The sequence below is a fragment of the Phycicoccus sonneratiae genome, from assembly GCF_016887965.1.
GTDB lineage: Bacteria > Actinomycetota > Actinomycetes > Actinomycetales > Dermatophilaceae > Phycicoccus > Phycicoccus sonneratiae.
Window position 1 is genome coordinate 24,954 of sequence record NZ_JAFDVD010000017.1, and the last position, 21,461, is coordinate 46,414.

Genomic DNA, 21,461 nt, shown 5'->3' on the forward strand with positions numbered 1-21,461 from the left:
TCAGGCGAGGCCGAGGTCCTCGAGGCCGTAGACGTGCCGGTACTCAAGCCCGGCGTCCGCGAACTTCTCCGCGGCGCCGGTCGCGCGGTCGGCGATGGTCGCGACGGCGACGACCGTGGCCCCCGCCTCCTGGACGGCCTGCGCGGCGTCGAGCGGGGAGGCGCCGGTGGTCGAGGTGTCCTCGACGACGAGGACGCGCCGGCCCGCGACCGACGGACCCTCGATGCGCTGCTGGAGCCCGTGGGCCTTGCCGGCCTTGCGGACGACGAAGGCGTCGAGCCGCCCGCCCGCCGCGGCCCGCGCGTGGAGCATCGCGGTGGCGACGGGGTCTGCGCCGAGGGTCAGCCCCCCGACGGCGTCGAACTCGAGGTCGGCGACGAGGTCGAGCATCACCCGCCCGACGAGCGGGCTCGCCTCGCCGTCGAGGGTGATGCGGCGCAGGTCGACGTAGTAGTCGGCCTCCTTCCCCGAGGAGAGGGTGACGCGGCCGTGGACGACGGCCTTGTCGCGGACGATCTCGAGGAGGCGGGCGCGGTCGGCGGCGATGTCGGTCACGGCACCACCGTAGGGGTTCGGCCGCGGCGAGCGCCCGCTGCGTCCGAGGGGCTCAGGCCCGGCGGCGCGGGGGGACCGACCCGTAGAACGCGGCCCCGAGGTCGGTGGAGACCACCCCGGTCCCCCACTCGCCGCCCCAGCCGACACCGCCCGGGACCGAGGACTCGTGGGCGACCGGCGGGAGGGGGTCGGTGCCGTCCCAGACGTCGCGACCGACGGCGAGGGTCCGCCCCGCCGGGCTCGCGACGACCGCCCGGGCGAGCAGCCGCAGCAGGTCCGGACGCATGCCGTCGAGGAGGATGCGCGGGCGGTGCCGTTCGGCGAGGACGAGGAGGCGGGCCACCTCGTGGACGTCGTCCGGGCGCAGCCGGGTGCCGACGAGGAGGAGCCGGCGCACCTCGCCGAGCAGCTGCGTGCGGGCGGCCGAGCCGAGGCTGGTCAGGGCGTGCCGGTGCGCCGTCTCCTGCCAGTCGACAGGGCCGGTGCGCAGCAGGTGGCGGTACTCGCGGAGCACCGCCGTCTCGGCGGCGGGTCGCACCACCCGAGGGTACGTCCGGCAGGCCCCTGACCGGTAGGGATGCCCCCGCGGGAACCCCGGCAGGGCAGCCGGCGTCGGAGGATCCACCGACCGTCCCGAGGAGCCCCGATGACCCAGCCCGCGACCACGCCCCAGCTGCGCTGCCCCCTCTGCGGGTGCACCGACTTCCAGCGCGAGGAGTCACGGCAGGAGTCCCGGTGGGGGTTCACCTCGCACCGGATGACCCTCCTCGTGTGCCGGCAGTGCCGGTACGTCCTCCACTTCTACGACAAGCACTCCATCTTCGACGTCGACTGACGCGCGCGGACGGGCCGGCCGCGGAGGGGCGGCCGGCCCGTGGCGCGCGCGGACCGGGCTCAGGCGCCGGCCTGCTCCAGGAGCCGTTCGGCGGCGGCGCCGAGCGCCTCCTGCATCTCCGGGTCGTGGTCGTACTGCGCGGCGAGGGCGGCGGCGGTCACGGCGGCGGCCGCGAAGACCTGCCCGTCGTCCCAGCCCTTCGGGGGCACCGGACGCGGCCAGCGGCGCGGCCACCCGGTGCCGCACCAGTCGTCGACCTCGTCGAGGAAGCCCTTCCCGGCGCCGTCCCGGCCACCGACGACGATGATCGCGCCGAGGAGGACACCGCGCAGCAGGTCGGCCCCGACCTCGGCCTCCTTCGGTGGCAGCGGCTGCGGGTTGAGCGCCGCCACGTCGAGCCGGCCGACCCCGCGGGCCACGAGGTGCCCGTGCGGGATGACCGCGTCCCACGCCTCGGGCGGGATGAGCCCGAGCTTCGCGAGTGCCTTCCAGTTCAGTGCCATGGGGTCCTCCCTCGTCCGTCCACCCGCGTGGTGCGGGTCACCGGGGAGGAGGACGCGGGGTGGCGGCTGATACCGGGCCGCGCTCAGCGGCGGCGCAGCGCCTCGACGAGCCGGGCCGCGCCCCCGCGCACGAGCGGACGCGGCAGGGCCCGCACCACGAGGCTGGCGACCTTCCACTGCGCGCCGGGGACCGAGACGACCTTGCCGGCGGCGGCGTCCGCGAGCCCCTGCTGCGCCACCTCGGCGGCCTCGGTCCAGAGCGCCCGCGGGACGCCGGGCAGCGACATCCGCGCGCGGGTGTGGAACTCGCTGCGGGTCAGCCCGGGGCAGACCGCGGTGACGCCGACACCGGTCCCGCGCAGCTGGCCGGCGAGCGCCTCGCTGAACACCGTGACGAAGGACTTCTCGGCCGCGTAGGTGCCGTTGGCCATGAACCCGGCGACCGAGCCGACGTTGACGATCGTGCCGCGGCCCCGCTCGCGCATCGCCCGGCCGGCGGCGTGGCAGGTGAGCATCACGGCGCGGACCATGACGTCGAGCGCGGCCTCCTCCTGGACGACGTCGTTGTCGAGGAAGGGCCGGTGCAGCCCGAAGCCGGCGTTGTTGACGAGGACGTCGACGGGGCGGTCGGGGTCGGCTAACCGGCGGCACACCTCCTCGGTCTGCTCGCGGTCGGCGAGGTCGGCGACGAGCACCTCGGCGGCGGTGCCGTGCCGCTCGCGCAGCTCGCCCACGAGGCGCTCGAGGCGGGCGCGGTCGCGGGCGACGAGGACGAGGTCGTGGCCGTCGTGGGCCAGGCGTTCGGCGAAGGCGCGGCCGATGCCGGCCGAGGCGCCGGTGACGAGGGCGGTGCTCATGGCACCGACCCTAGGTCCGCCGGGCGGCGTCGGCGCGCGTCGTTAGGGTGGGCGGGTGCGCATCGCCACCTGGAACGTCAACTCGATCCGCTCCCGCATCGACCGTGTCGAGGACTGGCTGCGGCGCACCGACGTCGACGTCCTCTGCATGCAGGAGACCAAGGCCCGCGAGGACCAGTTCCCCTTCGACCGGTTCGAGGCGCTCGGCTACGAGGTCGCCCACCACGGCCTCAACCAGTGGAACGGCGTCGCGGTGCTGTCGCGGGTCGGTCTCGACGACGTCCAGGTCGGCTTCGAGGGCGACCCCGGGTGGGGCGAGCCGCTGGCCGCCGAGGCGCGGGCCATCGGGGCGACGTGCGGCGGGGTCCGCTTCTGGTCGGTCTACGTGCCCAACGGACGGGCGCTCGACGACCCGCACATGGCGTACAAGCTCGCCTGGCTCGGGCAGCTGCGCGACCGCGCGGTCGAGTGGGCCGCCGACGGCACACCGGTCGCGCTCTGCGGCGACTGGAACATCGCCCCGCGCGACGAGGACGTCTGGTCGATGGAGTACTACCTCGACAAGTCGCACGTCAGCCCGCCCGAGCGCGCCGCGTTCCATGCCTTCCTCGACGCCGGGTTCGTCGACGTCGTCCGCCCGCACACCCCCGGCGCGTACACGTACTGGGACTACCAGCGCCTCGCCTTCCCCAAGAAGCGCGGGATGCGCATCGACTTCGTGCTGGGCTCGGCGTCGTTCGCGGCCCGGGTCGCGGGTGCGGCCATCGATCGCGAGGAGCGCAAGGGCACCGGCGCCAGCGACCACGCGCCGGTCGTCGTCGAGCTCGACGACTGAGGTCCGCCCCGGCGTCGAGGGCCGGGCGGGGGCTGACGGACGTCGGCGGTCGGGGTTACCGTGCCGGGATGACCCGCCCGCCGCACGAGAACGTCGCGACGCTCCTCGTCGACCCGACGGTGCTCGCCGCGCTCGAGGTGAGCCTCATGCACCTCGACCTGCGGGTGTGGCCGATGGCGACGGCGCCCATCTGCGCCGACGGGCCGCGGCAGGCCTTCCAGTACCGCCGGCGCGTCGTCGAGGCCCGGCGGGGGGCGTGGGACGACGCCGCCGACTGGGTGCCGGTGTGGGTGTCGTTCGGCGCGTCGTGGCGCGAGGGCGCCGAGCCGCTGCCGTGGGCCGCCCACGCCGCGCTCTGGGACGAGCTCGCCCGCTGGCCGGGGCACCTGCGCTACCGCAAGTGCCTCACGGGGGTGGCGCCGCTGCCGGTTCCGGTGGGGGTCGACGGCGAGGGGTCGGGTCCCCGGGTCCGCCGCGCCTGACGCGCCCACCAGCGCTCCCGCCCCCAGCGCGCCACCAGGAAGGTTCCCTGGCAGCAGATGTGGGGTGAACACCCCCATCCCGCCACCATGAAGGCTTCCTGGTGGCGACTGAGGGGTACTCGCCCGCTGCCGTCAGACCTGCTCGCGGGGGCAGAACCAGGTGGTGCGCCCGCCCACGGTGGCCCGCCGCATCTCGGCCCCGCAGCGCGGGCAGTGCCCGGACGGCCCCCGGTGCGCGACCACCTCGAGGGTGTGCACCCCACCGCGCCGGACGGCCTGGCGCACGGCCGTCCGCACCCGTCGGCGCAGCTCGTCGAGCTCGTCGACCGACAGCTCACCCGCGGGCCGACGCGGGTCGAGGCGCGCCTGCCAGAGGACCTCGTCGGCGAGCAGGTTGCCCACCCCGGCGAGGGTGCCCTGGTCGAGCAGCCGGGCCTTGACCGGCAGCCGCCCGCGCCCGACCCGCTCGCGGAACTCCGCGCGGCCGACCTCCGCGGCGTCCGGGCCGAGGGCCTCGACGTCGGGGTCGAGCCGCACCCGGCCGAGGCGACGCGGGTCGAGCAGCCGCAGCGCACCGCCGTCGTCGAACCACAGGGTGAAGCGGAACCACTCCTCCTTCCGGCGGCGCGGGTCGGCCCGGCGGCCGGTGCCCTGGTAGTCGCCGCCCTCGGCGGCGCCCTCCGGGCCGCTGACGAGGATGCGCCCGCTCATCCCGAGGTGGAGGCCGAGCGTCGGTGACCCCTCGCCGTCGACGTCGCACCAGATCGACTTGCCGCGCCGGTGCGCCGCGGTGAGCCGGTGCCCGACGAGGGCGTCGCGGATCTCGCCGGGACGGTGCGGCCGGCACTCCCAGGTGTCGGAGTCGTCGACGTCGACGACGGTGCGGCGCAACCCGGCCCGCTCGATGACGGCCCGGGCCGACTCGACCTCGGGGAGCTCGGGCACCGGTCAGCGACGGGTGAGGATGCCGGCCGCGTAGGCCGCCTGCCCGACGTGCTGGGTGGCGTCGTTGATCGCGCTGACGAGCCGCACCCCGAGGGTGACCGGCGGGTCCCAGTCCTCGTCGACGACGCGGTCGAGGTCGGCGTCGGTGACCCCGCGCAGGGCGTCGTCGACGAGGGTTGCGGTGGCGTCGAAGTACCCGCGCAGGTCGGCGGCCGAGGCGCACACGGCGAGGACGTCGGCGTAGTCCATCCCGTACCCGTGGGCGCTGGCCGGGAACGGCAGGCCGAAGCGGTCGGCCCAGCCGTCGGCGGTCCACACGACGTCGCGGTCGAAGGCGTCGGCGACGTGGGTGTCGAGGACGCGGGTCAGGTGCCAGACGAGCCAGGCGACGGTGTTGGCGCCCTCGGCCGGCGGCTCGGCGAGCCGCTCCTCGGGGAGGTCGTCGAGGAGGCCGTGCACCGTCTCGCGCACGCGGTCGAAGGCGTCGAGGAGGAGGTCGCTCGTGGTGGCCATGGTGCTGACGCTACCCGCGCCCGCCGACCGCCAACCCCTCCGGGACGGTGGCGCCCGCCGGGCGGCCGGAGCGGCCGAGGGTGAGGGCCAGCAGCGCCCCGAGCACCGCCGCGCCGGCCGCGCCCCGGAAGACCGACGACACCTGGACGACGGCCGCCTCGCGCAGGGCATCGGTGTCCGTGGGGTCCGGGAGGGCGGCGACCGCCCCGTAGTAGGCGTGCAACCCCACCGCGGTGAGCAGGGCCAGCCCGACGACCATCCCGACCATCCGCGCGACGACGACGAGGGCGGACGCGGTGCCGTGGGTCTCCTCGGACGACTCGGCGAGCGCGGCGTCGTTGACCGGCGCGAGGGCCAACCCGATGCCGAGACCGGTGACGGCGAGCACGACGGTGGCGCCCCACTGCTCGAGCGACCCCGGGCCCCAGGTCGACATCACCCCCAGCCCGACGGCGGTGAGCGCGAGCCCTCCCCCGGCGATCGCGCCCGCCCGCAGCCGTCGCAGGAGCCACCCACCGGCCAGCGCCCCGACCGGCACGGCGACGAGGAAGCGGACGAGGACGAGGGCCGCCTCGCCCTGGTCCTCCGTGTACACGAGCCGGGCGAGCAGGGGGACGTCGACGACGACCGCGACGAGGGCCACCCCGGCGAGGAGCGAGACCCCGAGCGCGCGCAGCAGCCGGCCGCGCACGAGCCCCCTCGGGACGAGCGGCGCGACGGACCGCCGGTGGTGCACGACGTAGGCGAGGACGAGGAGGGCCGCGACGGGCAGCAGCGCGTAGCCGAGCGGTCCGACGACCTCGCGCTCCGGCTCCGCGGCGGCGAAGGTGAGGACGACGGCCCCGAGCGCCCCGCCGACGAGCGCGGCCCCGAGCAGGTCGACCCGGCGCAGGGCGCCCCACCGACCGTGCATCATCGCCCCGAGGGCGGCGACGGCGAGGACCGCGGCGACCACCCCCACCGGTGTCGCGAGCCGCGAGGTGGCCTCTCCGAAGGGGACGAACGGCAGCCCGAGGTCGACGCTCGTCACGAGGGCCTGCGGCGCCGCGAGGGCCAGCCAGCCGACGGCCACGGCCAGCGTCCCGAGGACGGCCGGGACCGGCCGCGGCCGGCGCACCCCTCCCCCGCCCGTGACGACCACCGCCGCGGCGAGGACCACCCCGGCGGCCGCCCCGAGCCAGAAGATGGCGCGCCAGTCCGCGACGACGAGGACGGCCGCGCCGAGCACCGGCCCGAGGACCGACCCCAGCTCCTGCACTGCGCCCACGACCCCGAGCGGCACCCCCCGGCGTCCCGCCGGCCAGAGGTCGGCGACGAGCGCGAGCGTCGCGGGGACGAGCCCGCCGCCGCCGACGCCCTGCACCACCCGTCCCGCGACGAGCACCGGCAGCTCGACGGCCAGCGCGGTGACCATCGAGCCGAGGACGAAGACGGCGAGGCAGCCGAGCAGCACGCGCCGCCGGTCGACGAGGTCGGCGAGGCGGCCGACGAGCGGCAGCACCGCGACGTAGCCGAGGAGGAAGCCGGAGACGATGGGCGTCGCCCGCTGGAGGGAGTCGATGCCGACCCCGACGCCGCGCATCATGTCGGTGAGCGCGAGGACGACGACGTAGGTGTCGGCCGCGGCGAGCGCGACCGCCACCGAGGCCGCGCCGAGCAGCGCCCTAGGGGCGGGTGATCTCAACGGGCTTGCCGTAGTCGGTGAGCGTGAGGGTGTACGTGGAGTCGCCGCCCTCGAAGAACGGCCCGACGAGCGTCGCCGTGCGCAGCTGGTCGGCGTCGGTGAGGCCGAAGGTCACCCGGTACGTCCCGGTGCCGTCGCCGAGGTGGAAGAGGTCCGAGACGCGCTGTGCGGGAAGCGTTCCCGAGATCTGGGTGAGCACCTCCTTGCCGGCACGCACCTGGCCCCCGGCCTTCGGGCTCCCGGTCTGGGGCAGCAGCCCGGCGATGCCGTCGGCCGGGTCGAAGAAGCCCGCCGGGTTCGGGGCGTTGAGGGTCGAGAGGTCGAACTTCTCGAAGTCCGGCGTGAAGAGCTTGAGGTAGGCGTCCTCGCCGACCGCGATGACGTCGACGGTCGCGGCCACACCGCGCACGGTGCCGGTGATGGTGCCCTCGAACTTCGGCTCGGCGGCGTCGACGACGCCCTGGCCCTTGGCGGCGCTCACGCCGTTCTCCGTGGCGGGGACGTCGGTGCTCGCGAGGTCGAGGGCGACGCTGCCCGCGGAGGCCAGCGCCGCGCGGGCGGCCTCGAGCCGCTGGGTCGGTGACTTCGCGGGTGCCTCGTCGCCACCGCCGTCGCACCCGGCGACGAGGAGGGTGGCCGCGGCCAGGAGGGCGAGGACGGGGCGGCGGCGCATGGCGGTCAGGGTAACCGCCACGCGCCGCCCCGCGGATCAGGTCAGGACGAGCCCGTCGCCCGCGGCGTCGGTGCCGACCGTCACGGTGTCGCCGTCGCGCACCTCGCCGGCGAGGAGGGCGGTGGCGAGCCGGTCGCCGATCTCGCGCTGGACCAGCCGGCGCAGCGGCCGGGCCCCGAACGCGGGGTCGTGGCCGGTGCGGGCCAGCCAGGCCTTCGCGGCGTCGGTGACCGCGAGGTCGATGCGCCGGTCGGCGAGCCGGGTCGCGAGGGCCCGGACCTGGAGGTCGACGATGCGCGCCAGCTCGTCGGTGGAGAGCGGATCGAAGACGACGACCTCGTCGAGCCGGTTGAGGAACTCGGGCTTGAAGGCCTGGCGCACCGTGGCCATCACGGCCTCGCGCCGGGCGTCGGGGTCCATCGTCGGGTCGACGAGGTACTGCGACCCGAGGTTCGAGGTCATGACGAGGATGACGTTGCGGAAGTCGACCGTGCGGCCCTGCCCGTCGGTGAGCCGGCCGTCGTCGAGGACCTGGAGGAGGATGTCGAACGTCTCCGGGTGGGCCTTCTCGACCTCGTCGAGCAGCACGACGGAGTACGGGCGACGCCGCACGGCCTCGGTGAGCTGCCCGCCCTCCTCGTAGCCGACGTAGCCGGGCGGGGCACCGATGAGCCGGGCCACCGCGTGCCGCTCGGAGTACTCGGACATGTCGAGCCGGACCATCGCCCGCTCGTCGTCGAAGAGGAAGTCCGCCAACGACTTCGCGAGTTCGGTCTTGCCGACGCCGGTCGGACCGAGGAAGAGGAACGACCCGGTCGGGCGGTCGGGGTCGGCGATGCCGGCGCGGCTGCGGCGCACGGCGTCGGACACCGCGCGCACCGCCTCGGCCTGCCCGATGAGCCGGGAGCCGATGATCGACTCCATCGAGAGCAGCTTCTCGGTCTCGCCCTGGAGCAGGCGGCCGGCCGGGATGCCGGTCCACGCCGCGATGACCTCGGCGATGTCGTCGGGGCCCACCCTCTCCTTGACCATGAGGTCCGCGTCGCCGGCGGTCTCGGCGGCGACGGCGGCCTCGAGCTGGGTCTGGAGCGCGGGGATCTCGCCGTAGAGCAGGCGCGACGCGCCCTCGTAGTCGCCGTCGCGCTGGAGCCGCTCGGCCTGGGTGCGCAGGTCGTCGAGGCGGGCCTTGAGGTCACCGACCCGGTTGAGGCCCTCCTTCTCGGCCTCCCAGCGCGCGGTGAGCGCGGCGAGCTCCTCGGCCTTGTCGGCGAGGTCGGCCCGCAGCCGCCCGAGCCGCTCGATCGAGGCCTCGTCGGTCTCCTTGACCAGGTGCAGCTCCTCCATCCGCAGCCGGTCGACGGCACGGCGCAGGACGTCGATCTCGACCGGGCTGGAGTCGATCTCCATCCGCAGGCGCGAGGCGGCCTCGTCGACGAGGTCGATCGCCTTGTCCGGCAGCTGCCGTCCGGTGATGTACCGGTCGGACAGGGCGGCGGCGGCGACGAGCGCGGCGTCCTCGATCTCGACCTTGTGGTGCGCCTCGTAGCGCTCCTTGAGGCCGCGGAGGATGGCGACGGTGTCCTCGACCGACGGCTCGCCGACGTAGACCTGCTGGAAGCGGCGCTCGAGCGCGGGGTCCTTCTCGACGTGCTCGCGGTACTCGTCGAGGGTCGTCGCGCCGACGAGGCGCAGCTCGCCGCGGGCCAGCATCGGCTTGAGCATGTTGCTCGCGTCCATCGCCGACTCGCCGGTGGCGCCGGCGCCCACGACGGTGTGCAGCTCGTCGATGAAGGTGACGACCAGGCCGTCGGAGCCCTTGATCTCCTCGAGGACGGCCTTGAGCCGCTCCTCGAACTCGCCGCGGTACTTCGCGCCGGCGACCATCGCGCCGAGGTCGAGGCTGACGAGTCGCTTGTCCCGCAACGACTCCGGGACGTCACCGTCGACGATGCGCTGGGCGAGGCCCTCGACGACGGCGGTCTTGCCGACGCCGGGCTCGCCGATGAGCACCGGGTTGTTCTTCGTCCGGCGTGAGAGGACCTGCACGACCCGGCGGATCTCGTCGTCGCGGCCGATGACGGGGTCGAGGCGGCCGTCGCGGGCGGCCTGGGTGAGGTCGGTGCCGTACTGCGCGAGCGCCTCGCCGCCCTCGACCGGGGTCTCGGAGGTGACCTGGCGGCCGTCGCGCAGCTCGGTGATGCGGCGCTCCATGTCGGCCGCGCCGCGCTTCTCGACGGCGGCGAGGTGCCCAGTCTCGGCGAGGGCGAGCAGGAGCAGGTCGAGGGCGAGGAAGGTGTCGCCCTTCGCGCGCATGAGGGTGTCGGCCTGCTGGAGGACGGCGACCGCCTCGCGCCCGAGGGTCGGGGAGGTCGCGGCGCCGCTCGTGGTCGGCAGCGACCTCAGGCGGGCGTCGGCCTGCCCGAGCACGTGGGCGGCGCCGGTGCCGGCCGCGGTGAGGAGCGCGTCGGCGAGCGGGGTGTCGAGGCGCACGGCGGCGCTCGTCAAGTGGTCGGGGGTGACCTCGGGGTGGCCGGCGGTCTGCGCGGCGCGCTGGGCGAGGGCGAGGGCCTCCGCGACCTTCGTCGTCGGCTTCAGCTCCATGCGGGTGTCTCTCCTGGTCGTGCGGGGGTCGGGGCGTCACTCGGGACAACGCTCACCAAAGTTGAGTGTATTCCGCTCAAGGCGCTCCCGCGAGCCGGACGAGGTGCAGGTCACGGCCCGTCCCGGTCAGCCGGCCGGGTCCGGGTCGTACCAGCCGCCGCGCTCCTCGGCGAGCGCCGCGAACCGGTCGCGCAGGCCCTGGGCCACGGGCCGGCTCTCGTCGACGACGTTCTCCTCGCGCACGTAGACACCCCACTCGTGGTCCTCGGCGTCGTCTTCCCTGGCGAGGGCCTCCCGGACCACCCGCACGTCGTCGAAACCGTCCTCGCGCAGCCCGTCGGCGACGTCCTCGGCGGTCTCGCGGTCCGGGAAGACGATGAGGTGCTCGGTCACGCCGCCAAGTATGGACGCGGGAGGCACCGGTGCGCCCCTGCCGCAGGGCCGTCGCGCCTGCCCCGGCTAGCGTCGTGCCATGAGCGCCGGCACCGTGACGACCTCGACCGCCCCCACGTCCGCCGACCGGCTGCGCCAGGTGGGCGTCACGCTCGCGGAGGTCTTCTGCGTCGTCGGCACGCTCGTCGGCGTCGGGGTCATCGGCACCCGCGTCGAGGAGTCCTCGGGCGGGGCGCTGGCCGCCGACGCCACGCTCGTCGCGCCGGCCGGGCCGGCCTTCTCCATCTGGACCCCGATCTACCTCGGGCTCCTCGGCTACACCGTCTGGCAGTGGCTGCCCCAGCAGGCCGCCGAGCCCCGGCACCGCGCCATCGGGTGGCTCGTCGCCGCCTCGATGGTCCTCAACGCCGGCTGGCTGCTCGTCACCCAGCAGGGCTGGCTGTGGGCGAGCGTCGTCGTCATCATCGCGCTGGCCCTCACCCTCGGCCTCCTCGTCCGCCGCCTCCAGGAGCACCCGTCGTACGGGCACGCCGAGTCCGTCCTCGTCGACGGCACCTTCGGGCTCTACCTCGGCTGGGTGAGCGTGGCGACGGTCGCGAACGTCACGACGACGCTCATCGAGAGCGGCGTCGACCCGGGGGGTGTCGTCGCGGAGGCCCTCGCCGTCGTCGTCCTCGCCGTGGCCGCCGGCCTCGGGGTCCTGTACGCCCGGCGGTTCGGCGGTCGCTGGGCGGTCGCCGTCGCGATGGCCTGGGGCCTGGCTTGGATCGGCTGGGGCCGGCTGGCCGACGAGCCCGCCTCGACCCTCGTCGGCGGTGCCGCGCTCGTGGCCGCCGTCGTCGTCCTCGCGGCCCCGGCCCGCGTCCGGCCGCGCCTCGACGCCTGAGCGGCCCGGCTGCACCGATCGCCCCGCTCCCCGCGCGGGCGGGGCACGGTGGAGCATGGACACGACACGAACCGCCCCCGCCGTCGCCCTCCCCGGGCCCTCGCGCCGCACCGCCGTCACCGCCGCCGCCGTGGGCGCCGGGGCGTTCCTGCTCGCCCCCGACCGCGCCGCCGCCCACGGCCGCGACCACGGCCACCACGCCCCGCGCCTCCCCGACACGGTGCGCCTGCCGGACGGGATCCAGCCGGAGGGCATCACGTCCGGGCCCGGCACGACGTACTACGTCGGCTCGCTCAACGACGGACGCATCGTCACCGGCGACCTCGCGCGCGGCCGGCAGCGGGTGCTCCTGCCCGGGGCCACGGGTCGCCAGCTGCGCGGCCTGCGCTGGGACGGCCGCTCCGGGCTGGTGTGGGCGGTCGGCAACGTCGGCATCGTCGCGCACGTGTGGGCGGTCGACGCCCGGCGGGGCACCGTCGTCGCCGACATCGTCGTCCCGGGCGGCGGGTTCCTCAACGACCTCGACATCGCGGGTCGCACGGTCTGGGTCACCGACTCGCGGGTCGACCGGCTGACCGCCATCGAGCTCGACAAGCGCGGCCGGCCGACTTCCGGCACACCGCGGTTCGTTCCCCTCGGCGGGGACTGGCCGGGCTACGACGGCACCAACCTCGCCGCCAACGGCATCCGCGTGACCCGAGGAACCGCGCTGCTCGACCACAGCACCGAGGGCGGCCTGTGGGCCGCCGACCCCCGCACCGGCCGGGTCCGCGAGGTCCCGGTCTCCGGGGGTCCGGGTATCACCGGTGGTGACGGTCTCGAGCTGCGCGGCTCGACGCTCTGGGTGGTCCGCGGCAGCGGCCAGAACGAGGTGTCGGTGCTGTCCCTCGGCTGCGGCCATCGCGAATGGACGGCCCGCTGGCGCGGGGCGCTGACCGACAAGACGCTCGACGTGCCCTCGACCGCCACGTACGCCGCCGGGTCCCTGTGGGCCGTCAACGCCCGCTTCGGGACACCGTCGCCCGCCACCGCCTCCTACTGGGTGACCCGCCTCCCCGCCCGCTGAGCGACGAGGTCCAGCAGGGCGAGGTACCCACCCGGCTCCCAGGCGGCACGCCCGACGAACAGCCCGTCGACCCCGGTGTCGAGCAGCGCCTCCGCGTTCGCCGGGTCCACGCTCCCGCCGTACAGGACCGGGACGTCGACGCCGGAGGCGAGGTCGGTGAGTGCGGCACGCAGCGCGTCGACCACCGGGGCGACGTCGGTCGGGGCGGCCGGACGACCGTCCACGCCGATCGACCACACGGGCTCGTAGGCCACGACGACCGAGGCAGCCTGCTCCGGACGCAGCGCGGCCAGTGCGGAGCGCACCTGCCCGGCGACGTGTCGTCGGTGCCCGCCGCCCGCGCGGACCTCGGCGGTCTCGCCGACGCAGAGCAGCAGGGTCAGGCCGCCGTCGAGGACCGCCCGGGCCTTGCGGGCGACCAGCGCGTCGTCCTCCCCGAGCCCCAGCCGGCGCTCGGAGTGCCCGACCTCGACGAGGGACGCCCCGGCGTCGCGCACCTGCGCCACCGACACCTCGCCGGTCCGTTCCGGGCCGTCCGACCAGTGCGCGTCCTGCGCCCCCACTCGCAGTCGGTGGCCGGACGGCACCGCGTCACGGACGGCCGAGAGCGCGGTGTGCGACGGGAGGACGAAGGCCTCGACCCCGTCGGGCACCGGCACGGCGGTCACCGCGCTCGTCCACGCCCGCGCCTCGGCGAGCGTCTTCGTCATCTTCCAGCTGGTGCCGAGCCACACCCTCAGCAGCCCTCGTAGGCCGAGATGACCTCCACCTTCTCCTGCGAGGGTGACGCGGGGTCGAACTCGTAGCCGAGCCACTCCTTCGCGAGGCGCCGCGCGAGCTGCAGTCCGACGACCCGCTGCCCGAACGTGAGCACCTGGCAGTCGTTCGAGAGCACCGAGCGCTCGACGCTGAACGAGTCGTGCGCCACGGTGGCCCGGATGCCGGACACCTTGTTGGCGGCGATGGCCACGCCGATGCCGGTGCCGCACACGAGGATCGCCCGGTCCGCCCGGCCGTCGCGGATGGCCTCCGCAGCCCGGATGGCGACCTCGCCGTACGACTCGGACTCGAGGTCCTCGGCCGTGACGCCCAGGTCCTCGACGGCGGACACCCGCGGGTCCTCGCGCAGGTCGGCGAGCAGGACCTCCTTGTAGTCGAAACCGGCGACGTCGGACCCGACGAGCATCCGGTACGGGGCGCTCACGACGCACCGCCGGTGCTGCCGACGCTCTCGCCGGCCAGGACGGCGCCGACGGCCGTGACGATGAGCCCCATCGACACCGCGCCGGCGTCCGGGGTGCCGATGCTGCGCTCGGCCAGCGGCCGGGCCCGCCCGAGTCTCGGTGTCAGGGAAGCGGTCTCGTGGGCGGCGTCGACCGCGGCCGAGGCCGCCACCGACCAGGCCTCGCCGAGCCCGTCGCCGGCACCGACCCGCGCCCGCAGCGTCTCGGCGAACGGCACGAGCGCGTCGACGAGGGTCTTGTCCCCGACCTGCGCACCCCCGGCCGCCTGCACGGCGTCGAGGCCCCGGGTCACCGCGGCAGCGACGACCTCGGCCGTCACCTCCTGCTCGTTGCCGAGCTCCGCGCCGATGCCGGAGAGCAGGATCCCCCAGAGGATGCCGCTCGTCCCACCGGCCTTGTCCCCGAACGCGTCCGCGGCCGCGGCGAGGACCGCGCCCGCGCCCCCCGCCGCCCCGTGCGCGGCCTCCCGCGCGGCCCGGCAGCCCCGGACCATCCCGAGCCCGTGGTCGCCGTCGCCGGCGATGGCGTCGATCCGGCCGAGCTCGGCCTCGTTCTCCTCGACCGCCGCGGTCATCGCGTCGAGGGCGGCCCGCACGCGCGGAACGGCCGCCCGCGACTCCTCGCTCGCGGTGACGTCGACGGCGTGCTCGTCGGCCGTCGACGCCACCTCGACGGTCTCGTACGTCGGCAGCTCGCCGACGTCGCCGCGACGGAAGGCCGGCGTGTCGGCGGGCGCCACCCAGAGCTCCTCGAGACCGCCGTCGAGCCAGGTGACCGACAGCGAGCACCCGGCCATGTCGAGGCTCGTCACGAGCTCGCCGACCTCGGGCTGGACGGCGTCGACCCCGGCCTCCTCGAGCAACCGCGCGACGTGCCCGTAGAGCACGAACAGCTCCTCGTACTTCGTCGCGCCGAGGCCGTTGACGAGGACGGCCGCGCGCCCCGAGGCGTCGGCCGGCCGCTCGGCGAGGACCTTCTCCACGAGCGCGGCGGCGAGCTCGGGGGCCGGCATCCAGGGCGCGGAGGAGATGCCCGGCTCGCCGTGGATGCCGAGGCCGAAGTCCATCCGGCCGTCCTCGACGTGGAAGAGGGCGTCGTCACGGCCCGGCAGCGTGCAGCCGTCGAAGGCGACGCCGAAGGAGGAGGTGCGGTCGTTCGCCAGGCGCATGAGGCGCTCGACCTCGTCGAGCGAGTCGCCCCGGTCGGCTGCGGCGCCGCCGACCTTGTAGACGGTGAAGGTCCCGGCGATCCCCCGCCGGCGGTCCTTCTCGTCCAGCGGTGCCGACGCGACGTCGTCGGTGACGTACACGACACGGGTGTCGATGCCCTCCTCGACGAGGCGCTTCTGCGCCGCACCGAAGTTCAGGCGGTCGCCCGCGTAGTTGCCGAACGCGAGGACGACCCCGCCACCGCCGCTCGCGGCCCGCGCCACCCGGTAGACCTGCTCGGTCGAGGGCGAGGTGAACACGTCGCCGAGGACCGCCCCGTCGGCGAAGCCGGCGCCGGTCACCCCGGAGTACGACGGGTAGTGGCCCGACCCGCCGCCGACGACGAGGCTCACCTTCCCGGCGCCCGGCCCGCCGCGGCGGACGAACCCGGCCGCACCCGGCACCCGCCGCACGTAGCGCGCGTACGCCAGGGCGAACCCGGCGATGACCTCCTCCTTGAACTGGGACGGGTCGTCGTGGATGTGCGTCATGACAGGGCCTTTCGGGACGCCGCGCCGGGCACGGCGGAGCAGCCGCCGGTGCGGGGGGTGGGGGCGGGGCGGCCGGTCCCGATGCACACAGGCACCGGCCGCCCCGGGTCGGGGACGGGCGGGGGCGTCGCGCACGACGCCCCCGCGCGCGTCACTCGGAGAGGACGAAGTTGTCGAGCGTGTCGACGTTGTCCTTGGTGATGAGCACGCAGTCGATGGCCTGCTTCTCGGTGGATGCGCCGGTCTTGCCGTCCTTGAGGAAGGCGTCGGCCTGCTGCACGGCGAGCGTCGTGCCCTGCACGATGGGCTGGAGGACGGTGGCGACCATCTCGCCGGCCTTGACCGCGTTCGCGGCGTCCTGGTTGCCGTCGAAGCCGAGCACCTTGACCTGGTCGAGCTTGCCGGCGTCCTTGAGCGCCTGGATCGCGCCGAGCGCCATCTCGTCGTTGCCGGACACGACACCCACGATGTTCGGGTGGGCCCGGAGCATGATCTCCATCTTCGCCTTGCCCTCGGCGCGGTCCCAGTTCGCCGTCTCCTTCTGGACGAGCTTGAGGTCGGGGTACTGCGAGATGACCTCGGTGTAGCCGTCCGAGCGGACCTGGGCGTTGTTGTCGGTCGGGTTGCCGAAGAGCTCGACGTACTCGCCCTTCTCACCGACCGACTCGACCCACGCCTGCGCGCCGAGCGTGGCGCCCTGGGCGTTGTTCGAGACGATCTGGCTCTTGGCGATGCCCTGGTCGGCGATCTCCGCGTTGACGAGGAACACCGGGATGCCCGCGTCGGTCGCCTTCTTCACCGCACCGACAGACTCGTCGGCGCCGGCCGGGTCGAGGATGATCGCCTTGACCTTCTTGGAGATGGCGCCGTCGATGAACTGGTTCTGCTTGTCGGCGTCGTTGCCGTGGGCGTCGACCGTCGTTTCGTAGCCGAGCTTCTTGGCCTCGGCGACGGCCGTGTCGACCTCCGCCTTCCAGTACGGGTTCGACGGGTCGACCGTGATGACGGCGATCGTGCCGCCACCGCCGCCCGAGCCGCCCGCGGCGGCGGAACCGGAGGAGGACGAGCCGCTGTCGGACGAGCCGCACGCGGCGAGCCCGACCGTGACGACGAGCGCGGCTGCCGCCGTCGTGAGCTTGCGGAACATGGGATTCCTTTCGGGGGGAGGGGTGGTGCGGGTCCCGGTGGGTGCCGCGCCCCTCACTGGCGCGGCACCCACCGAGGTCAGGCGGGACGCGGCGCGCCCGGCCGGTTCGTGGCGGCGGCGACCCTGCGCAGGGCCCGCCGCTTCTGGAGGGACTGCTGGAGCTGGTCGACGGCGACGGCGAGGATGATCACCGCGCCCTTGATGACCTGCTGCCAGAAGACCGAGACCCCGACGAGGACGAGGCCGTCGACGAGGAAGCCGATGACGAAGGCGCCGATGAGCGTGCCGCGGATGGTGCCGCGGCCGCCGGAGAGCGCGGCGCCGCCGATGACGACGGCCGCGATGGCGTTGAGCTCGTAGAACTCCCCGGCCCGCGGCGTGGCGGCGGGCAGGTCGGCGGTGAGCAGCAGGCCGACGGTCGCGGCGCAGAGGCCGGAGAGGACGTACACGATCGTCTGGACCCGCTTGACGGGGACGCCCGACAGCTCGGCCGCGCGCTCGTTGCCGCCCGTCGCGTAGAGCCAGCGACCGAAGGCGGTCCGGTTGAGCAGCAACGAGAAGACGACGGCGAAGGCGACCATGAACCAGACCGGCATGGGGATGCCGAGCGGCGCGCTGGCCAGCGCCGTGATGAAGCCGGTGTTGCCCAGCCCCTCCTCGCCCTGGAGCTTGGTGAAGGTCTCGCCGTTCGTGATGAGCAGCGCGATGCCGCGGGCGACGTAGAGCATCCCGAGCGTCGCGATGAACGGTGCGACGTTGAGCTTCGAGACGAGGACGCCGTTGACCCAGCCGACCAGCGCGCCGATGAGCACCGAGGCCGCGATGACCACCCACACCGGCGGGTACGCGACGAGCTGGGTGAGCGGCATGTCCCAGCCCTGGAGCAGGTAGCCGGCGATGACCCCGGTGACCCCGACGGTGGACCCGACCGACAGGTCGATGCCGCCGTTGAGGATGACCATGAGCATCCCGATGGCGAGGATCGCGTTCATCGCGACGTGCCTCGTCATGAGGATGAGGTTCGAGGGGTCGAGGAAGTTCGGCGACAGCGACGCGAAGATCACGACGATGATCGCGAGCGCGATGAGCGCGCGGCCCTCGACGAGCAGGGCGTTCCAGTTGGGCTTGCGGAACCGGCCGGCGGGCGGCGGAGTCGCGGCCGGGCGGGTCTCGCGCGGCGGGGCGAGGGTGTCACTCACTGTCGGGCTCCTTCGGGTGGACGTCGCCGCCGGCCTCGCCGGCGGCGGCCATGACTTCTTCACGGGTGCAGGTGCGGGGGTCGAACTCGCGGACGACCCGGCCCTTGGACATGACGACGACCCGGTGCGACGCGGTGAGCGCCTCACCGATCTCGGAGGTGACGTAGAGGACGGCCAGGCCGCGCTCGGCCTCACGGAAGAGGAGGCTGAAGATCTCGCCCTTGGCGCCGACGTCGATGCCGCGGGTGGGCTCGTCGAGGAGGAGCACCTTCGGGCGGGTGAGCAGCATCTTCCCGATGACGACCTTCTGCTGGTTGCCGCCGGAGAGCGAGGTGATGAGCGCCTCGGGCCCGGCGGTCTTGACCCGCACGTCGCGGATCTGGTCGTCGATGCCGCCGCGCTCGTGCTTCCGGGAGACGAACCCGCGGCGGACGGCACCGAGCAGGCTGGCGAGGGAGAGGTTCTGCCCCACCGTCATCAGCTGCACGAGACCGTCCCGCTGCCGGTCCTCGGGGACCAGGCCGATGCCGAGGGCGATGCGCTCCTGGATCGAGTGCCCGGCGAGGTCGGTGCTGCCGAGGACGGCCCGGCCGGACGCGATCGGCTCCCGGCCGGAGAGGGCCTCCATCAGCTCGGTGCGGCCGGCGCCCATCAGGCCGTAGACCGCGACGATCTCGCCGGCGTGGACGTCGATGCTCACGCCGTCGACGGCGAGCCGTCCCCCGGCGTCCGGGTCGACGACGCGGACGTCCTCGATGCGGAGGGCGACCTCGCCGAACTCCCTTGCCGCGCCGGTGAAGTCGTACTCGGCCTCGCGCCCGACCATGGCGGCGACGACCCACGGGAGGGTGAGCCCCTCGGCCGACCGGTCGGCGACGAGCTCACCGTCGCGGAAGACGACCGCGTGGTCGGCGACCTCGATGGCCTCCTCGAGGTGGTGGCTGATGTAGACGATGGCGACCCCGTCGGCGGTGAGGTCGTCGATGATCTTGAAGAGCACCTCGACCTCGGCCGCGGACAGCGCCGAGGTCGGCTCGTCCATGATGAGGATGCGCGCGTCGGCGGCCAGGGCCCGGGCGATCTCGACGATCTGCTGCTGCCCGAGGCGCAGGTCGGCGACGAGGGTCGAGGGGTGGATCGGCTCCTCGAGGCGCTCCATCAGCTCGCGGGTGATGCGGGCCTCGCGGGCGTAGTCGACGTCGCCGCGCCGGGTGCGCAGCTCGCGGCCGATGAAGATGTTGTCGCGCACCGAGAGGTTCGGGCAGAGGTTGAGCTCCTGGTGGATGATCGCGATGCCGCGGGCGACCGCGTCGTTCGTCGAGGCGAGGACGACCGGCTCGCCGTCGAGCTCGAGGACCCCGCCGGTCGGCTGCTCGACGCCGGACAGGATCTTCATGAGGGTCGACTTGCCGGCGCCGTTCTCGCCGAAGAGCACGGTGACCTTGCCGCGCCGGACGTCGAAGTTGACGCCCTTGAGCGCGCGGGTGACGCCGTACGTCTTCGTGATGTCGACGGCGCGTAGGACGACGTCGGCGTCCGGCTCGGCGTTGGCGGGGCGCTCGGCGACCTGGGTCACGACGCCACCTGCACCGAGACCGGCTGCACGAGGAACGAGTTCTTCGGGCCGCCCGTGCTGTAGGCGCCGACGACGGTGACCTGCTTGCCCTGGAGCGAGGCCGGGTCGAGCTTCCCGACCACGTCGACGAGGACCTTGATCTTGATCTCGTTGGCGACGTTCTGGAAGTCGGTCTGGCCCGGGAAGTCGCTGAAGGTCATGAAGCCGGTGGCGTCGCGGATCGGCGTGCCGCTCACCGCGTTCGCCACCGGGACGCGCACGGTGTCGTCGGCCGGGACGCCGTCGACCGTCAGCTCGAGGAAGCCGGCGTCGACCGAGGCCACCGTGCCGGTGACGGTGACCGGGAAGGCGAACTTGCCGCTGCCGACGTCGATCCCGTACTGCTTGCCGGCCGCCGCGGCGTCGGCGTCGACGGCCGGGGCGAGGGTGCCGAGGTCGGTGCCCTTCTCCTGGAGCGTCTGCGTGATCTTCGGGAAGTTCTCGGCGACGTAGCTCTTGGCCTCGAAGACCTGGGGCCGCAGGGCCTGGGCCTCCTCGGGCGTGACGAAGCGGGTCGAGACGACCATCGCCACGAGCAGGACGACGAGGGCGGCGGTGAGGACGAGGGAGCGGCGCTTCACGCGCGACAGGACGTTCATGACGGGATGAGCGAGACCTTGATCGACTCCTGGCCGGAGGCGACGAGGTCGAGCCCGCGCTGGAACTCGGACAGGGGCAGCTGGTGGGTGCAGATGTCGTCCATCGGCAGCCGTCCGGACTCGATGAGCCGGATGGCGGCCGGCCAGCACCCGGGGCCGAGGTGGGCGCCGAGGACGTCGAGCTCCTTGTCGTCGCTGATGATCGACCAGTCGACGGAGACGTCGTCCTTGAAGACCGAGTACTCGACGAACCGGCCGAGCTTGCGGAGCACGTTGAGGCCCTGGAGCACGGCCGACGGGTGGCCGGTGCCCTCGAGGTAGACGTCGGCGCCGTAGCCGCCGGTCATCGCCTTGACCTCGGCGACGGCGTCGGTGTCCGCGATGTTGATGGCCCGGGTCGCGCCGGTGCGCAGGGCGAGGTCGAGCTTGCGCTGGTCCATGTCGAGCGCGACGATCTCGGCCGGGAACTTCGCGGCGGCGCCGGCGATCATCCCGAGCCCGATCGGGCCGCACCCGGCGACGACGACGACGTCGTTGAAGCGGATGTTCGCCCGCTCGACGGCGTGCAGCGCGCAGGACAGCGGCTCGGCGAAGGCGGCGTGCGCCGGCGGGAGGTCCTTGCTGATCCGGTGCACGAGGGCCTGGGTCGGGAAGACCATGTAGCTCGCCATGCCGCCGGGGTTGCGGCGCTTGAAGCCGAACATGTCGTGCGGCGCGCACATGTGGTAGTTCCCGGTGTCGCAGTAGCGGCAGTCCCAGCAGGGGACGATCTGCTCGGCCACCACCCGGTCGCCCACGTCGACGCCCCAGTGGGCCCGGGCCTCGTCGTCGGCCCGCACGACCGTGCCGGTGAACTCGTGGCCGGGCACGACCTCGGTCTCGGCCCACGCGGGGCGGTTGGCGTCGCCCCAGAACTTCGCGGCCCCGTGGTACGCCTTGAGGTCGCTCGCGCAGATGCCCACCGCCTCGACGCGCACGAGCAGCTCACCCGGGCCGGGGGTCGGCACCGGGATCTCCTCGAGGCGGTAGTCGCGCGGCCCGTGGCAGATCACCGCCTGCATCGACGTCGGCAGCTCGCTGGGGGCCGAGCTCTGGCTGGTGGCCGTGTCCGTCACGGGAGACCTCCGGTG

The 21,461-nt window shown here is 74.4% G+C and carries 23 protein-coding genes; 5 read left to right on the forward strand and 18 right to left on the reverse strand.

Annotation, left to right across the window (positions count from 1 at the left end):
- Nucleotides 1–555, reverse strand: a complete 555-nt coding sequence (pyrE, locus tag JQN70_RS15395) for an orotate phosphoribosyltransferase (RefSeq protein ID WP_204132252.1) — start codon at nucleotides 553–555, stop codon at nucleotides 1–3.
- A 52-nt stretch (nucleotides 556–607) separates the two neighbouring features.
- Nucleotides 608–1,093 carry a hypothetical protein gene (locus JQN70_RS15400; protein ID WP_204132253.1) on the reverse strand — a complete coding sequence of 162 codons (486 nt, stop codon included), beginning with the start codon at nucleotides 1,091–1,093 and terminating at the stop codon, nucleotides 608–610.
- 108 nt (nucleotides 1,094–1,201) lie between these two features.
- Here JQN70_RS15400 and JQN70_RS15405 point away from each other — a divergent pair, with 108 nt between their 5' ends.
- Nucleotides 1,202–1,390 carry a hypothetical protein gene (locus tag JQN70_RS15405; protein ID WP_204132254.1) on the forward strand — a complete coding sequence of 63 codons (189 nt, stop codon included), beginning with the start codon at nucleotides 1,202–1,204 and terminating at the stop codon, nucleotides 1,388–1,390.
- A gap of 59 nt (nucleotides 1,391–1,449) precedes the next feature.
- On the opposite strand, the gene JQN70_RS15410 is transcribed toward JQN70_RS15405, so the two are convergent.
- Together JQN70_RS15410 and JQN70_RS15415 are read right to left on the reverse strand one after the other, a co-directional pair.
- Nucleotides 1,450–1,893 carry a hypothetical protein gene (locus JQN70_RS15410; protein ID WP_204132255.1) on the reverse strand — a complete coding sequence of 148 codons (444 nt, stop codon included), beginning with the start codon at nucleotides 1,891–1,893 and terminating at the stop codon, nucleotides 1,450–1,452.
- Nucleotides 1,894–1,976: 83 nt separating this feature from the next.
- Nucleotides 1,977–2,750, reverse strand: a complete 774-nt coding sequence (locus JQN70_RS15415; protein ID WP_204132256.1) for an SDR family NAD(P)-dependent oxidoreductase — start codon at nucleotides 2,748–2,750, stop codon at nucleotides 1,977–1,979.
- A 55-nt stretch (nucleotides 2,751–2,805) separates the two neighbouring features.
- Here JQN70_RS15415 and JQN70_RS15420 point away from each other — a divergent pair, with 55 nt between their 5' ends.
- Nucleotides 2,806–3,585 (forward strand): exodeoxyribonuclease III, encoded by a 780-nt coding sequence (locus tag JQN70_RS15420; protein ID WP_204132257.1) that lies wholly within the window; start codon nucleotides 2,806–2,808, stop codon nucleotides 3,583–3,585.
- A gap of 68 nt (nucleotides 3,586–3,653) precedes the next feature.
- On the forward strand, nucleotides 3,654–4,067 hold the full coding sequence (locus tag JQN70_RS15425) for a hypothetical protein (RefSeq protein WP_204132258.1): 414 nt from the start codon (nucleotides 3,654–3,656) through the stop codon (nucleotides 4,065–4,067).
- Nucleotides 4,068–4,199: 132 nt separating this feature from the next.
- Here the strand turns inward: JQN70_RS15425 and JQN70_RS21040 are convergent, their stop codons facing one another.
- The 6 genes from JQN70_RS21040 to JQN70_RS15455 all read right to left on the reverse strand — a co-directional run bounded on the left by JQN70_RS21040 (nucleotide 4,200) and on the right by JQN70_RS15455 (nucleotide 10,876).
- Entirely contained in the window at nucleotides 4,200–5,012 is an 813-nt protein-coding gene (locus tag JQN70_RS21040; protein ID WP_204132259.1) for an Fpg/Nei family DNA glycosylase, read from the reverse strand.
- 3 nt (nucleotides 5,013–5,015) lie between these two features.
- Complete coding sequence (locus JQN70_RS15435; protein ID WP_204132260.1) at nucleotides 5,016–5,525, reverse strand: mycothiol transferase; 510 nt, start codon at nucleotides 5,523–5,525, stop codon at nucleotides 5,016–5,018.
- A 10-nt stretch (nucleotides 5,526–5,535) separates the two neighbouring features.
- On the reverse strand, nucleotides 5,536–7,209 hold the full coding sequence (locus tag JQN70_RS15440; protein ID WP_204132261.1) for an MFS transporter: 1,674 nt from the start codon (nucleotides 7,207–7,209) through the stop codon (nucleotides 5,536–5,538).
- Nucleotides 7,190–7,882 (reverse strand): LppX_LprAFG lipoprotein, encoded by a 693-nt coding sequence (locus JQN70_RS15445; protein WP_204132262.1) that lies wholly within the window; start codon nucleotides 7,880–7,882, stop codon nucleotides 7,190–7,192. The genes JQN70_RS15440 and JQN70_RS15445 overlap by 20 nt, the downstream gene beginning before the upstream one ends.
- A gap of 36 nt (nucleotides 7,883–7,918) precedes the next feature.
- Nucleotides 7,919–10,483: an ATP-dependent Clp protease ATP-binding subunit gene (locus JQN70_RS15450; RefSeq protein ID WP_204132263.1), complete on the reverse strand. Its 2,565-nt coding sequence runs from the start codon at nucleotides 10,481–10,483 to the stop codon at nucleotides 7,919–7,921.
- A 126-nt stretch (nucleotides 10,484–10,609) separates the two neighbouring features.
- Nucleotides 10,610–10,876, reverse strand: a complete 267-nt coding sequence (locus JQN70_RS15455) for a ribonuclease E inhibitor RraB (RefSeq protein ID WP_204132264.1) — start codon at nucleotides 10,874–10,876, stop codon at nucleotides 10,610–10,612.
- A 79-nt stretch (nucleotides 10,877–10,955) separates the two neighbouring features.
- Between JQN70_RS15455 and JQN70_RS15460 the strand changes: the two genes are divergently transcribed.
- Together JQN70_RS15460 and JQN70_RS15465 are read left to right on the forward strand one after the other, a co-directional pair.
- Nucleotides 10,956–11,762 (forward strand): TspO/MBR family protein, encoded by an 807-nt coding sequence (locus tag JQN70_RS15460; protein WP_204132265.1) that lies wholly within the window; start codon nucleotides 10,956–10,958, stop codon nucleotides 11,760–11,762.
- Between the two features lie 55 nt (nucleotides 11,763–11,817).
- The gene (locus JQN70_RS15465) at nucleotides 11,818–12,828 is read left to right on the forward strand and encodes a YncE family protein (protein WP_204132266.1); all 1,011 of its coding nucleotides are present in this window, start codon (nucleotides 11,818–11,820) and stop codon (nucleotides 12,826–12,828) included.
- On the opposite strand, the gene JQN70_RS15470 is transcribed toward JQN70_RS15465, so the two are convergent.
- The 8 genes from JQN70_RS15470 to JQN70_RS15505 form a co-directional block, all read right to left on the reverse strand.
- On the reverse strand, nucleotides 12,798–13,562 hold the full coding sequence (locus tag JQN70_RS15470) for a triose-phosphate isomerase family protein (RefSeq protein WP_307836018.1): 765 nt from the start codon (nucleotides 13,560–13,562) through the stop codon (nucleotides 12,798–12,800). The genes JQN70_RS15465 and JQN70_RS15470 overlap by 31 nt on opposite strands.
- A gap of 2 nt (nucleotides 13,563–13,564) precedes the next feature.
- Entirely contained in the window at nucleotides 13,565–14,014 is a 450-nt protein-coding gene (locus tag JQN70_RS15475; protein ID WP_204132367.1) for a ribose-5-phosphate isomerase, read from the reverse strand.
- A gap of 14 nt (nucleotides 14,015–14,028) precedes the next feature.
- Complete coding sequence (locus JQN70_RS15480) at nucleotides 14,029–15,771, reverse strand: dihydroxyacetone kinase family protein (protein ID WP_204132267.1); 1,743 nt, start codon at nucleotides 15,769–15,771, stop codon at nucleotides 14,029–14,031.
- A 151-nt stretch (nucleotides 15,772–15,922) separates the two neighbouring features.
- Nucleotides 15,923–16,918, reverse strand: coding sequence for a D-ribose ABC transporter substrate-binding protein (locus JQN70_RS15485; protein WP_204132268.1), 996 nt, complete (start codon nucleotides 16,916–16,918; stop codon nucleotides 15,923–15,925).
- A gap of 77 nt (nucleotides 16,919–16,995) precedes the next feature.
- Nucleotides 16,996–18,117, reverse strand: a complete 1,122-nt coding sequence (locus tag JQN70_RS15490; RefSeq protein WP_204132269.1) for an ABC transporter permease — start codon at nucleotides 18,115–18,117, stop codon at nucleotides 16,996–16,998.
- Nucleotides 18,110–19,693 carry a sugar ABC transporter ATP-binding protein gene (locus JQN70_RS21045; RefSeq protein ID WP_204132270.1) on the reverse strand — a complete coding sequence of 528 codons (1,584 nt, stop codon included), beginning with the start codon at nucleotides 19,691–19,693 and terminating at the stop codon, nucleotides 18,110–18,112. The genes JQN70_RS15490 and JQN70_RS21045 overlap by 8 nt, the downstream gene beginning before the upstream one ends.
- A complete protein-coding gene (locus JQN70_RS15500; RefSeq protein ID WP_204132271.1) occupies nucleotides 19,690–20,331 on the reverse strand; it encodes a DUF2291 family protein in 642 nt (213 codons plus the stop codon). The genes JQN70_RS21045 and JQN70_RS15500 overlap by 4 nt, the downstream gene beginning before the upstream one ends.
- On the reverse strand, nucleotides 20,328–21,392 hold the full coding sequence (locus tag JQN70_RS15505; protein WP_204132369.1) for an alcohol dehydrogenase catalytic domain-containing protein: 1,065 nt from the start codon (nucleotides 21,390–21,392) through the stop codon (nucleotides 20,328–20,330). Before JQN70_RS15505 ends, JQN70_RS15500 begins: the two co-directional genes overlap by 4 nt.
- Nucleotides 21,393–21,461: the final 69 nt, after the last annotated feature.

Coding starts and splice junctions, on each gene's coding strand:
- JQN70_RS15405 (WP_204132254.1), top strand. CDS start 1,202: ATGACCCAGCCCGCGACCACGCCCCAGCTGCGCTGCCCCCTCTGCGGG.
- JQN70_RS15410 (WP_204132255.1), bottom strand. CDS start 1,893: ATGGCACTGAACTGGAAGGCACTCGCGAAGCTCGGGCTCATCCCGCCC.
- JQN70_RS15415 (WP_204132256.1), bottom strand. CDS start 2,750: ATGAGCACCGCCCTCGTCACCGGCGCCTCGGCCGGCATCGGCCGCGCC.
- JQN70_RS15425 (WP_204132258.1), top strand. CDS start 3,654: ATGACCCGCCCGCCGCACGAGAACGTCGCGACGCTCCTCGTCGACCCG.
- JQN70_RS15435 (WP_204132260.1), bottom strand. CDS start 5,525: ATGGCCACCACGAGCGACCTCCTCCTCGACGCCTTCGACCGCGTGCGC.
- JQN70_RS15445 (WP_204132262.1), bottom strand. CDS start 7,882: ATGCGCCGCCGCCCCGTCCTCGCCCTCCTGGCCGCGGCCACCCTCCTC.
- JQN70_RS15450 (WP_204132263.1), bottom strand. CDS start 10,483: ATGGAGCTGAAGCCGACGACGAAGGTCGCGGAGGCCCTCGCCCTCGCC.
- JQN70_RS15460 (WP_204132265.1), top strand. CDS start 10,956: ATGAGCGCCGGCACCGTGACGACCTCGACCGCCCCCACGTCCGCCGAC.
- JQN70_RS15465 (WP_204132266.1), top strand. CDS start 11,818: ATGGACACGACACGAACCGCCCCCGCCGTCGCCCTCCCCGGGCCCTCG.
- JQN70_RS15475 (WP_204132367.1), bottom strand. CDS start 14,014: ATGCTCGTCGGGTCCGACGTCGCCGGTTTCGACTACAAGGAGGTCCTG.
- JQN70_RS15480 (WP_204132267.1), bottom strand. CDS start 15,771: ATGACGCACATCCACGACGACCCGTCCCAGTTCAAGGAGGAGGTCATC.
- JQN70_RS15485 (WP_204132268.1), bottom strand. CDS start 16,918: ATGTTCCGCAAGCTCACGACGGCGGCAGCCGCGCTCGTCGTCACGGTC.
- JQN70_RS15500 (WP_204132271.1), bottom strand. CDS start 20,331: ATGAACGTCCTGTCGCGCGTGAAGCGCCGCTCCCTCGTCCTCACCGCC.
- JQN70_RS15505 (WP_204132369.1), bottom strand. CDS start 21,392: ATGCAGGCGGTGATCTGCCACGGGCCGCGCGACTACCGCCTCGAGGAG.